The following is a 13,811-nucleotide window of genomic DNA, read 5'->3' on the forward strand; positions in this document are numbered from 1 at the left end:
TTCCTTTTACATCTTTTCTACGGAGACAATACGAATGTACTTAGCAGGCTTTAGTTTGATGCTGAAATTACTCATCGAGCCCACCTAAATTTAATTTAGTGACGGAAACAACGTCACTAAATATGCCTATATTCCAGTCCTCTCCAAACAGATCAAGAATCAAAGGAATTATAAAAAGATACGAAATCTTAAAATTATATGAAAATGAAAAATCCACACGCCCGGATCGGATGATCTCAATCTTTTCAAACAAGAAAAATTTACGCACTCTTACAGTTACACCTTCATCCAGAACCACCTTCCCATTCGGCCAATCCAGCTCATAATAACCAGAGTCTCCAACATATAGAAAAAATGGAACACCGTTTACCCTCTGGTATACGCCATCCACACTGACACCCTCGTAAAACTTATCCCACGAAAACACATATTTATGGACTTTCTTTTTAGTACTATCATATACAACCATGCGAACTGGAACAGCGAAACTTCCATACCGCGTTAATAGTTTCATATTCATGATTCGCACTCGCACAAACCAGCTCCAGCCGCCCCGGCAGCAGCTCCGGCGGCAGCCCCAGCGGCCGGAAGACCTTTACTCGGCAATTTCATCAAACCATTAGCAACCTTGTTAGTGTCTGTAAGAATTTCAACTATCGACTTATGTGAGACTCGATCAAAACCAGGGCCAAGCCGGTCTCCAGATTTATAAATATTGCGAAGATATATTCCCCACCGAATAGGGAATGGTGTTCTTAGCTTAAGTTGATGACCTAATTGTCTTCGAAGCGACCAAGCATCAAATCGCGTGCGCACAGAATTCATAGCACTGCGCAACCCATTATTATAGGCAACCCTGGCAGAACGAGCCGCAGCTATAACCCCGCCCCCAATTCCTCCTAACATTGCACCTCCGGCTATATACGATCCTTGGTAAGCAGAAGAACAAAAATTTACTCCGCCATTTATATCAAGCGCATCGCGAATGCCAGACGTAATCCCGAATGAAATTCCATCCCCGAATCCAGCAGCAGCATCGACGGTTGACTGATCCGGCTCCCAGCCAGTTGAATCGTGCACGAATTTAAAAACGGGATCCATTGAAAACAACCCATATGGATCACTAAACCTTATAGGGTTCGAGTAACCATAAACATATCTATTTAATCCGCCTGAAAGCCCAACAGGATCTGACTGTATATACCGTCCAATCTCAGGATCGTAGTCTCTGAAATAATTGTGGTACAAACCGGTCTCTTGGTCATAATACTGCCCTGAGGACCGCAAGTTATTGCGAACACTTTCCTTCGTAATGAAAGCTGCACCAAAGGCCTCATAATTGGCAGCCCATACCACCTCTCCAGAAGCAGCAATCAACTTTTGTGGCGTACCTGAGTGATCATTCAGATAAAAATGGATCAGCCCGCTGTGGCGCTGAAACAAAGGATTGGTCATCCAAGTACTCTTCGGTAGGTACTGATACTCCGTCATCAGGTTACCGGCAGAGTCGTACTCACCTACTAGCCCCGATGTGTTGTAGAGGAAGTAAGTTCGGGTGCCATTAACTTCTTTCCAAAGCCGAAGGCCTATTAGGTTATACCCATAACGGGCAATAACATCGCCAGCGCCATTTTCTACCCTTATGAGGCGTTCTTGGGCGCTGTAGAAATAAAGGGTGACCTGTCCGTTCTCCACCTTTTTCGTGAGATGGCCGTTGGGGCTGTACTCATACGTGGTGTCTTTCTGTTGATAAAGCTGGTTGGCATCATTGTACTGCCAGCTGGTGTCGCCGTTGTAGCTGGTGCGGTTGCCGACGCCGTCGTAGTCAAAGCTCTCATCGTTGGCGGCGGCGTAATCAGCGCTGATCAGGTGGTACAGGTCGTCGTAGCCATAGAGGGTGTCGCCGTCCTGGCCTGTCTGGCTCAGAATATTGCCCACCGGATCGTACCCGTAGAGCGCACTCATCAAGGCGCTTTGAGCCGGATCCAGCAGCGTGTTGGATTCCATGCGCTGAAGGCCGTCGTACTGGCGCTGGATCATGCTGCCGCCGGGCAAAGTGATTTGGGTGGGACGGTTCCACTGATAGTCCGAAAAGCTCACTTGGCCGGAGCCCGGGATATCAATGTTAGTTACCTGGCCATTCGCATCGTACCTGTAACTGTATGTTATGCCCTCTGGGTTGGTGTATGTGGAGACGTTACCGGCGGCGTCGTAGGTATAGCCGAAACTTTTCGAAAACGGGCCGTAGTCTGTTGTAGCCGTTAATAACCGGCCAAGACTATCGTAGGTGTAGCTCCCAGAAGTCTCACCATCGTCATAAGAGACCATCTGACCCAAAGCGTTTTGGGCCAACCTGATGGACCGCGCGGGAGTGTTTGAAGTTTCGTCTGGATACAAATCGATCCTAACCAGTTCCCCTACCGTGTTGTATGTGTAAACCGTCTTCTGGCCATCCGGTGTCATATCGGCACGCAGGTTACCGTCGCTATCATACTTGTAAGTACGGCGCATGACGTCAGTTGAGCTTGGCTTGTTCTCTTCAGCAACCACCTGGCCGTTCCGATTGTACTCAAACCAAGTGCTGCGGTTCTCCGGATCAGTAACCTGCACCAAGTTTCCGTGAACATCGTAGGTCAGACGGGTGATACCACCAGTCGCGTCGGTGATCCTGATCAACCGACCAAGTGCATCGTATTCCTTATATTCTGGATTTTTGTTAGCATCAATTTGCGTTTCCACCTGCCCCAAAGGATTGACCTGGAGCTGGGTAACGGCTTCTTGGCCATCGAAGTGGTTGGTCACCGCCTTAGGGCGGGAACCTGTGCTGTAGTCGAAGCTCTGTTTGAAGGTGGGGTATTGAGTATAAACCAGCCGCCCGTTCTCATAGGTTTGCTCAGTCACGTTACCGTTGGCGTCTTCGATCACTTTAGGTACGCCTCGGGCATTCATGCTCACGGTTGCAGCAGAGTCTCGAGCGTCTTTTACCGTTAACTTTCTTGCCTTTCGGTCAAAGACCATTTCGGTGGTTTGATTGAGTGCATTTGTGACTGTTACTTGCTGGTTGAGGACGTTGTAGCCGTATGTGGTAACTGCCTGATTCGGCCAGGTAATTGAAGTTTGATTACCTGCAGAATCGTAGGTGAACGCAGTGACTCGATTGAGAGGATCAATCTCTTTGGTCAGGTTACCCGCACTGTCGTATTCGTAGGTATACACAGCTCCAGAAGGCGTGGTTTCAGTCAGGATCTGCCCCAATACGTTATGGGTGTAGGTAGTTGTATTGCCCTCCGCATCCGTGAACTGGATGACATTGCCGTACTGATCGAACTTCTCGGTAGTGATTGCATCGCCTGTGTATGCATCACCCATATGAGTGGTGATACGTGTCAGAAGATCCGGGTAACTGTAACGGATAGTTTGCTGCTCTGGCATGCCGGTTGCTCTGCGAACCTCGGTGACACGCCCCTTGTTGTCATAGTCCCATTCAGTTCGCGTGCCCACTTGGTTGACATACGCCCTCAGGAAGCGGCCATCAGCCGAGTATTCCCAGGATTCGGTAGTGCCATCCGGGTGGACTACTTTCGTTGTTTGGCCGAGGTGATTTTTTTCGTAAACCGTTTCCTCTCCGGCTTCGTTCACATAACGGGGATTTGACTGACTACCGAAACGCTGGGAAACCACATCACCATTGACCGAGAGCTGATATTGGGGCTCGGAATCGTTCGCCGGCCGGTTGTTATAGATGCTCTCACGGACAGCTCCGTCCGGTTCCAGAATCGTTCGGAAGAATTGGTCTTCGGCCTTGTCGTAGCGGTAGGTGTACTTGGTTTCCAGTTGATCTGCCGTCACCTCCGTGGCGCTGTTTTGCGTATAAACATACTTGGTGACGTTACCATTCGGGTCGGTCAGGCTGGCTATCTTTCCTTTGTCCGTGTAGGCGTAGGACCAGGTTTGACCGCGAACGTCGTTGACTTCGACCAGTTGGTTCTCACTGTTGTAGGTGTAGGAAACCGCTCTGCCGGAGTAGTCCTCGATTCGAGCTGGCAAATCCGTTGTGCCAAGGTATTCAAACGTGAGCAGCAGATTGCCTAAATTATCCCGCAGTTCCTTGATGCGTTTCTGGTCATCCAGGGTGAAGGTGTTGGTATAAAGTTCCGTGCCATAGCTGTGGATATGGCCAGCCATTGCCGGCCCACCGTATTCCTGCTTTTGGTCCGGATTTTCGGGTGTATACCGTATCCAGTTTCCGGAACTGTCCCGCCATGTGAACGAATCCTGCGTTAGCTCAAAGTACTCTCCCTGTATTTCATTGCCGCCCCGGAAAACGAATGTGGCCCCATCACCCGACACTCGTTCAAACTGAGCCTTGTACCTTTCGATTTCATCGTGACCTTGAAACCAGAAAACCGGATCTGGCATGACCATTCCCACGCCATCACCGGAGCCCCCTCCCCCAGACGTCTGACTCTTTTGACTGGTGACATCTTTCCACTGCTTATTCCAGACCCACTCCCCATCAATCCATTCGCGAGAAATCGCGATATTGTCACCGAAGCTGGCAATGCGCAGGTCGACGTAGTGAGCATCCAGCCCAATGCGCTTGGTTGCGGGCGATTGCTGAATGGTCTCAATGCCCGGCGCTGATTGGACGGTGACACTGACCACCATAAGCGCCAGAGTCATGAACCAACGCACTACTGACGACGATACGTAAGCGTGACTTCTTGATGATTTAGTCTGTTTCAATGAGGACATTACTTCCGTCATCCTTGCGCTGGTCTTTGAAAATACTGTGGTTGTGGGCGCTTTCACCAGAACCCCCCCTGCGGAACGCCAGTTGCTGTCCCCAATCCCGGCGCAGGGTTAAAGCCGCCACCCGAGCCTCCAAATCCGCTACCTGAGCCACCACTGCCCCCGCCGCAGCAGGTTTCGCAATCTTCCGGACAGAACTGCTCATCCACCGCAATGGAGCTGGGCGCAGGCGAGTAGTTCGTACCGCCGCCGCTACCACCGTAATAGCCACCACCGAAGTAGCCTCCGCCAAGCCCACCAGTACTGCCTCCGCTACACGAATCGCCGCTAGTCGCGTTCCAGAGCATGGTTGCTGAGCCATCAATCGTGGAGCCCACGGCACACTGAGCGCTGTAGGTTGAAACCGCCCGGTAACTGCGCCGCAAACAGCCGCCACCGGTTGCCGTGCCATCACCGCTGGGCTCAAAGTCCTGCAGGGCCACAATGCGGTACGGCACGCGCACCACCTGCCCCGGGGACAGAACATCCGGAATATCCGTCAGGTAATCGAAGCGGGCGTACTCGTCCCCGGTGGGCAGGGTGGTTTGAACGTCGTAGGCTTCGATCAGGCCGTGGTTGGTGAGGGTGAACTCACCCTGGAAGACCTCGCCCTTCTTGAGCATGGGCAGGTTCACGGACATGGGCTCGAACAGGACCACCGGGGCCGGAACGTTGGTTTCGTAGGTGGCATCCAGCACGATGTCGTAGCGATCTTCCAGGGTGATCTCGGTGACCGAGAACTCCACATTGATGAGCTGGTTCATCAGGAAGATCTGTTCCTGGGTGGTGACCCCTGCCTTCACCCACAGGTGGCCGGATACGGATTCGTGATCAAACGCCGATGCGCGGAAGCTGTAGCGGCCAACCGGGATGTCCGTCAGTTCGCCGAAGCCATCGACGTCAGTCGTCAGCTCGTAAACTTCCGACAGTACCTCGGTGTTCTGAAGTTTGATCTTCACGTTGCCGAGGCCCGGAATCGGTTCCATGTTTTCATCCAGGGTGGCGGTGTAGATGTCCACGGTGTGGAAGAAGACTTCCCCGGTGTCCGAATCGGTGGCGGCCACCAGTACCGGCACGTCCATGGGCTCCAAATTGTCCGCAGTGATGCGCACCTTGAACAGGTAATCGCCCACGGGCACCGAAGCATCTGGCGCTGCCGCTATCTGAATTTCGGTTTGCTCTCCGACCGCCAGGGCTGACAGGTTGGCCGGTGTCAGCAGGCGGAACCAAGAAGGCGCCGCGCCACCGGTTTCGTTCACCAGGCTGATGGACAGGTTTCTGGCGCTGTCCAGACCGGTGTTCTTCACGGTGATGCTTTCCTGCTGGGACTGCCCCAGGCCAACGCCGGTATCCACGATGGACGGCTGTGGCAGCAGGATGGGCTGGGCTTCGGTGAGGAAATACTCCACCGCCACGGTGCCCAAGGGTTCTGCCCGGTTATCGGCCAGAACATGGAAGCGCAGGGTGCCGTTTTCCGCCGCGGAGGCATCGCCGGAGAACTTCAGTTTGAAGTACGTGGTCTGGTTCTCACCAATGTTCTTGGTGGCCCCCAGGTCAAAGCTCATGCCCTGCGGTACCGGTAGCGTATTGCCTTCGCTGTCGGTGGACGGCGCGTAGACAAGGCGCACGTTGCTCAACTGCGTGGCGTAGCCAGACCGCACTCTGATATCCAGGCCGTATTGGTAGTTGCGCGGAATGGTCAGGCGGGCCTTGGCTGGCGATACGCCTGCGCCCTCGACTACGAAGGTCCCGTGTTGCGGCCGCTCCACCATGCTCGGGTGCAGTACAGCCACGGAGTATTCACCGGATTCCGACGCGCCCGGGGTGAACTTGTACACGAAATCGCCCGAGCTGTTGGTGTACACCGGGAAGGTCCGCTCGAAACCACGGGTGGTCAGCACGAGGTTCAGCGGTACGTTGGCCAGCGGTGCCTCGGCCTGACGATCAATGGCCTGGCCGGCGATTTCCACGGTATCGCCCACGAACGCGGTGGCCGGGCTGATGTTGCCCAGCGCGCCGTAGTATGGCGTTTCCTTCAGGCTGACCGGGCTGCTGGCGCGGGTGCCTTCGATCGCTACGTAGGTGTCACGGCCGGTGTGGTAGCGGAATTTATCGATTTCCAGGTGCACAGTCACGTTATCCGGTGCCGAGGACGGCACGGCAATCTCGAGCACGCCCGAGGTAAACGTGCCGTTGGCCGGAATGCGCGCGACTGTGGCGCCATTGCTGACGGTGATCACATTACCCGTTGCCTGGCGCACGGCCTGCTGGCTGAGCACGTTGCCGTCGCCATCTTTGAGGATCAGCCGAACCTCACTGGAATCGCCCTTGCCATTGTTGGTGGCCAGCAGCAGTTCGGTTTCAACGTCGGACGGGTTCTCCAGTTTCAGGCGAACCTTACCGGTCGCCCCACGCACAAACTCCTCTGCCTGGACCGTGGCGACCAGGCCAGACTGGCCGATCTGCACCGATTCACGCTGTTCGATGGTCACGGACTGGCCCGGCTTGGGCTGAACCACAATCTGGGTGTCGATGTCGGTCAGTGTGGGCAACTGGTCGTAACCACCGATGACCACCGGCACGTCGGTGAAGCTGCCGGGCTCAACAGTGAAGCGCTCGGACCAGTGCTCACGAGGCGTGCCGTTGTCCATCAGTGTCGCTTTCAGGCGGGCCTGGACCACAGTGCTGGCGCCAGCATTGACCACCCGGAACATCACGCGGTTCATAACGCCACGATCCAGAACGGTCCCGGAGTCGTCAGTCAGCAGGGACACGCTCAACGCCGGCATCAGCAAATCGTGATTCACGCTGCTGACGTTGTTGTCGTCAACCGCCACCACACGATAGAGCCGGTCTGCCGGAGCACCGCTGGTCAGGTTGCCACCGTTGTAGTCGAGATCCTCGAAGCTACGGGCATTCAGGCGGCTGTCGTTCAGCTTGACGGCGTTGGAGCCATCCACCCGGTAGACGTCAAAGCCGACCGCCGACGATTTGGAGTGATTCCACTGCAGCGCCGGGCGACCCTGGTCAGCCAAAGCAATGCTCAGGTCACTGACCGGCAGCAGGTCGACGTTCAGGTATTCGCCGTTGGATGGCGCCGATTCGTTGCCGGCCGGGTCGACCGCGGTCACCAGGTACAGATGCTCGGTGGCGGACGGGCGTGAATCCAGGGCGATAATGTCGGGGATGCCATTCTGCAGGGGTGCGTAGCCTTCCATGGAGGACGGCGCCGAGCCTTCCGGCAGATCCACCCGGTACAGGTTGTACTTCAGCAAGCCATCCTGGGCTTCACTGGCCGGCGGCTGCCAGCGAGCCACAATACCGGCACCGTTCAGTTCCAGGCTGAGGTTTTCCGGTGCATCCGGCGCGGTGCCATCGGCCGTTACATACACAGGCTGGCTAAGCGCACTTTCCGCGACTTCCCCGTTCTGGGAACGCAGGCTGGCGATGGCGTACTGGTAGATGCCATCGGTCAGCGCGACGGAGGAACCATCCACGTACTGCATGGTGTCCGGATAGCTCAGCTCGGTCAGTTCCGTGAGTTCCGTTTCACCCGGGGCCTGTCGGAACAGTTTGTAGCCGGAGGCGCCTTCAACGTCACTCCAGATCAGCTCTACTCGGCCACCCGGCAAGGCTCTTGCTGTGAGACCGGCGGGTGTTGCCAGAGGTGGCAGTTCGCCCTGGTATACCTGGAACTCGGCATCGTTGGGCACCTTGGTGCTCTCGTTGCCGAGATCGTCCCGGGCGCTGTACTGGAAGGAAAGGATTTCTGCCGTCGTCTCCCCACTGCTGTTTTGACCTGCAGACAGCGGCAGGCGGAAGCGGCCGGTATACACCGGCGCACCCGGCAGGGAGGCACCGTTTTTGGTCAGGACAAGGCCACTGGCGTAGTCATTGATCACTTCCTCGCCCTGCTCACCAATCACAACCGGCACCAACTGGGGCAGTTCACCCGGCATGACTTCGTCAGACAGCGTGAGTACAACCTCGACTTCCTGGCCCAGGCCGGAAGCGTCCGCTTCGTTCTTGATAGGGGATCCCGGGTTGATCTGCAGCTTCGCCACGGCTGGGCCCTGGGTGTCGACAACGAAGTTCTGACCGTCCTTCACCTCCGTGCCACGGTTGCCCACCTCATCGTGTGCAGAGAGCACGGCAATGGCGGTTCCGGACTTGTTGGTCGGCTCGATCTGGAACTGGCCGGTGTACAGGGTGTCGTCCGAGTAATCCCGGTTCAGGGTTGCCACCATCGGCAGGCCGCCGCTCACGGTGAACGCCAGGTACGGAGTGGTTTTCAGCGGCTCATTAAAGACCACTTCCAGATCCACCTGCCCCGGGGCAATGCGGCCGGTGCCTTCGTCATAACTGCCCTGCGGGGTCATGCGGATTTCAACGGCGTGCGGCGCTACGCTGTCGGCGACCGCACTGGCCACAGAGGATGGATCACTCTCGGTACCCAGATCGTTCAGACTCACCACGCGGTAGTAGTACTCACCATCATCGACGGGCAGATCCTGGAACGTGGTCTTCTGCAGCATCTGTGTGGTGATGCGCTCGGCCATGGCCGGATCCGTGAACTCGCTGGAGGACCGATAGACGTGGTAGCCGGCAGCGTTTTCAACGGCGGACCAGGACAGGGCAATCTGGCCTAGGGGTTTGCTCTGGGCATTCACACCCTGGGGCGCATCCGGCACGGAGCTGTCGAGTGTGACGGTCAGCGCAGCGCTTGAATCACCATAGACGCCCCGGTTGCTGTAGGCGGCTTCGGCGAGCAGGACGTTCTCTCCTTCGGTGATGTCCAGTTCACCGGAGAACCGGCCCGCCGCATCGGCCACGAACTCATCGGCCAACCAAGAACCGTTAACGGACACCCGTACCTTGGAGGTGGGTTCGGCCTGCCCCGAGAAGCGGACAACCGGCTGGTTGGTAACGGCGCCATCTTTCGGTGTTTCAAACTCTGGCGCCGCCGGTGGCTCAAGCGCCACTTCGACGTTAACCGTCAGTTCCGACTCGTTACTCAGGGTGTCGAACACCTTGGCCGTCAGTGAGTACTGACCGTCATTAATGGCGACCAGATTCCAGGGAATCTCGTAAGCCGGCGCTGCGGTATAGTCGGTACCGACAGTTTCGGTTCCCGCCAGAACTTCCACGCGGCTCATGCCGGATGGATCGTCTGCGTAAACGCGGATCATGCCGGTACGTTTGAGAGTGGTGCCATCCGCCAGTTCCGTTTCGGTGGTGCCATCGAAGTAGGTGATGCGGCTGATGTTCGGGCCGACGAGGTCGTCCTCCGGAGTGACCGACACGGTAGAGACCTCGGTCGATTCCCCGCCGGACAGGTTCACGGCGGTGACGGCCACGTGGTAGGTGGTGCCGTTTTGGAGGCCGGCAATGGCAGTGGACAGAGTACTCGGTGCCACAACCTTCGCAGGCTGCTTACCGGCAACGCTGGTGAAGTCCGTTGTGCCGAGGTAGATCCGGTAATTCTTGATCAGATCGAACGGCTCAACTGCACTCCACTGCAGCTCAATCTTTCCGCTGAACGGCTCGGGCGTCAGATTAGCGGGATTCGCAAGTAAGGTAATGCCCGAATCAGTGACGCCAGAAGATTCATTTCCATCCTGATCATAAGTTGTAACTCGAACAGGAGAAGATGCGGCCGGCTCCAGCCCCTCTATGAGGAACTCTACGCCACCATCAACGAGCGTGACGGAATCCGCAGGAAGATCCTGAGACTCCACCGTACCCTGTTTGTCGATGTAGACTCGATAACCGGCCAGATCATCCGCAGAAACCGGTGCCCAGCGCAGTTTCAGGCTGGTTGCCGTGGAGCTCACCTCCAGTGAAGACACATCTTCAGGTGCAATAACATCCACCGGGGTCAGTGCGACACTGGTGACCTCATTCAGACGGAGGCCCGCCTGATCTTGGGCAACAACCGCCAAATGGACCCTAACGTTGCGCTCCAGATTGACCAGCTCATGGTTTTTGGTGCCAGCAGTAACGTTTGCGAAGGGTGTCTTACCGTCAACCGTTGAGAATGCTGCCGGCTCGACGAAGATCTGATATTGCTTGATGTCGTTGCCATTCTGGACTTCATCGTAAGCAGACCAATCTAGCCGGATGGTCTTACCATCGCCTTCAACCTCGGAAGAGATAACTACTGGGCCTGGACTCAGGTCGTCATAACGGATGGTGGCCACAGTTGGGCTACTCGTGTTACCCGCTAGGTCACGCTGGGTGAATACGATTTGGTTTTCGCCTACCTCTAGCGGAACCAAGTACTCCCAGGCATTGCCATCTACCGTTGCATCAATCGGCTCTACATTGACCAACAGTTCCGCACCACTTTCGATTGTGCCGGTAAAGCTCTGTACATTGATGCTCGTGACAGCAGGATAATCACTCAACTGCACGGGAGACGGCGCGACAGTGTCGACCACAAAATCAAAATTGTGGAAGGTTGATTCGCTGGGCGATGAGTTTCCTCGGGCATCTGTGACTCTTGCTGACAGTTTGTAATTGCCGTCAGTCAACGTTGCTTGTGGGGTAAAGGCGATACCAGTGCTGTTCTCGGAAATGACACCCTCAACAGTGCTTCCATCACGCAGAAGTTCTAACGACGATGCGGATAAGTCGATACCGCTGCCGCCGTCGCTTGTTCGCAAGTTGAGCAACGCTGGGGGTTCGGACAAATAGCCAGTTGCATCGAGGCCATCGACCTGCGGCGCTATCGAGTCCACATCAACAGAGAGCGAAATCGGATCACTGGAAATGCCACCTGCATTCACAGCGACCAGTTCGAGTGCGTTTGCGCCTTCCAACAACGGTAGTTCCAAAGCCCAGGAACCCAGTCCCAGCGCAAGTTTCTCTTCACCGTTTACCAGAATGGCTGTCGCTTCGTCCCCTCTTGTACCGGTTAAGAGTATTGACCGCTTATCAAGTAAGACGTCGCTCCCCGGGCTGTGAGAAGTAAGGACCAGCGGATCAGGCTGATCAACCGTGATCTCGAACTGGAAACGATAGGCGTCTTCGGGCTCGCCCCCTGTTTCATCAAAATCGTGGTTCATCGCCTTACCGTCGACGGTAAGAACGTCTGGCCCGATTGTAAGCTGATAGGTGCCTTGAGAAATTGTCGAATCCAGAACGACTAAATACTTCTTGTCGAGCCCGGAGATCGCGTCTACGGAACTAATCCCGACGGCGCCGTTGGGACCGGTCAGCGTAATATCGTCGACATCGAAGGTCTGTCGGTCGATGGCAACTTCAAAATTGACTTCGAATTCATTCACAAGTTCAGTTGTGACTGAATTAATGCTGACGCTTGCAACATTGGGATTGCCCGAAAGGTTAAGCAACCATTCCCCATAACTCGGACCATATCCCTCGGCCGCGGAAGTAATGGAATCCGAGGGGGCAGCTCTTACACTACTGCTCCAATAACTGATTCCTGCAGGCGCGACAACTTTGTTCAAAGCTATCTGACCGTCGTTCATTCGGTTGAAGGTGGCGTAACCCCTCTCAAGATAGGAGTTTCTGAACTCGACCCGTCCAGGAGTGGACAAACCATAAAGGGTATGGTGATTTCTTGAAGACAGAATCCTCACCTTATTGAAGATTACGCTCCCCCTATGATTAGGGAATCGCACCGCAGAGTGCCAATCATGCGAGGGATTGCCGGCTATAGACAGGCCTTCGACAATCACATCCTCATTGGCATATACGATGGTACCGCCGGCTACCGCGAGGCTATAGTGAGGAGGTTCAGAGTAACTTCCGCCTTGCTTCTTGATCACGACGTCAGCAGGGTTTTCACTGTTACCTTTGAGGTGGACCAGCTTATCGAGGCGTACGCCTTCGTCGTAGACACCGGCGTCGATCAGAACCACATCGCCTTCATTGGCGGCATCGATCGCAGATTGAATCGTTTTGAAGGTTCTGGTCTCGCCAACGTTCAGAATCTTGAAGCCTTCTACGCCTTCCGGCCGATTCCACTGACCCGACTGAACAAAGGTACTGTTCTCAAAGCTATAACTGTCGGTGATCGTCAGCTCGTAACCGGATTGTTCCCAGGTGCTGGTGTTCTGAAGTACCAGAGTGGGAACCGTCAAATTGCTTGCCTGCGACAACGTGCTGTTATCCAACACCAGATCGGGCGCCACATCCACGGCCAGTGTCACGGTTGCATTGCGGATACGAATCTCATCCAGATCCGATGGCAGCGCCGTGAGCTCTGTGGCGTTGCCATTGCGGCGACTTCCGTTGTCGATCACCAGAATCCGGGTACCCGCCGTGCGGTCTTCCAGCAAGACCGTACCGGAACCTCCCGACCGTTGATCGTTATAACGACCACCCCCAGGTGCGCGAACCGAAGTCTCCAGATTCCCCGCTACATTGTCGTACGCCACATGGATCCGGCCACCACCGCCGCCGCCATCGCTAGAGTTATCGACAAACCCTCCAGCCGCTTCAATCCGACCGGACTCGCCGATCGTCAGCGTGCCCACTTCCAGCCAGATGGAACCACCAGCACCGCTGCCATAGTACTGACCTCCGCCCGCGCTGGTGATCGTGCCGGACAAGTCCACCGAAGACGCCTGGATCTTCAAGGCACCGCCACCCCGGACAACATTGCCATAACGACCGCCATAACCCAGTGACGTCGGACTGGCAATTGCCCCGTGTGTCGGCAGCGATGCACTGGTGCTGCGGTAATTACCGCCCCGGCCGCCGTGGCTACCCCCTACATACTGGGGCTGGCCCTCCGCCAAGCCATAGCCCGCACCCGATGCGCTCAACACCCCGCCTTCGGCCACCACCAATTCGTTGACGTCTAGCGTTAAACGACCACCCTGTTCGGTGGTTTCATTGTAGGGCGAGACTTTGATCTTCCCTCCGGCGCCAATCGTCAGCGTGCCGTACTGATGCGTGCCCGAGGGCAACGTCATGGTGTAGCCTGTAACCGTGAGGTCCGACCCTTCCGGCCGGTTCCATACGCCGGACTGCACGAACGTACTGTTCGC

At 55.8% G+C, this 13,811-nt stretch carries 3 protein-coding genes; all 3 read right to left on the reverse strand.

What is annotated here, in order from left to right:
* Positions 1 to 67: 67 nt before the first annotated feature.
* Positions 68 to 520 (reverse strand): hypothetical protein, encoded by a 453-nt coding sequence (locus KXD86_RS17090; protein WP_218637364.1) that lies wholly within the window; start codon positions 518 to 520, stop codon positions 68 to 70.
* Positions 517 to 4,683, reverse strand: coding sequence for an RHS repeat-associated core domain-containing protein (locus KXD86_RS17095; RefSeq protein ID WP_218637365.1), 4,167 nt, complete (start codon positions 4,681 to 4,683; stop codon positions 517 to 519). Before KXD86_RS17095 ends, KXD86_RS17090 begins: the two co-directional genes overlap by 4 nt.
* Positions 4,684 to 4,808: 125 nt before the next feature.
* Positions 4,809 to 13,736 carry an Ig-like domain-containing protein gene (locus KXD86_RS17100; RefSeq protein ID WP_218637366.1) on the reverse strand — a complete coding sequence of 2,976 codons (8,928 nt, stop codon included), beginning with the start codon at positions 13,734 to 13,736 and terminating at the stop codon, positions 4,809 to 4,811.
* Between the last annotated feature and the right edge of the window lie 75 nt (positions 13,737 to 13,811).

Source organism: Marinobacter arenosus (genome assembly GCF_019264345.1).
GTDB lineage: Bacteria > Pseudomonadota > Gammaproteobacteria > Pseudomonadales > Oleiphilaceae > Marinobacter > Marinobacter arenosus.

Bases quoted from the DNA above. Each gene is read 5' to 3' on its own strand.
- KXD86_RS17090 (WP_218637364.1), bottom strand. From the start codon at position 520: ATGAATATGAAACTATTAACGCGGTATGGAAGTTTCGCTGTTCCAGTT.
- KXD86_RS17095 (WP_218637365.1), bottom strand. From the start codon at position 4,683: ATGACTCTGGCGCTTATGGTGGTCAGTGTCACCGTCCAATCAGCGCCG.
- KXD86_RS17100 (WP_218637366.1), bottom strand. From the start codon at position 13,736: ATGACGTTGCCCTCGGGCACGCATCAGTACGGCACGCTGACGATTGGC.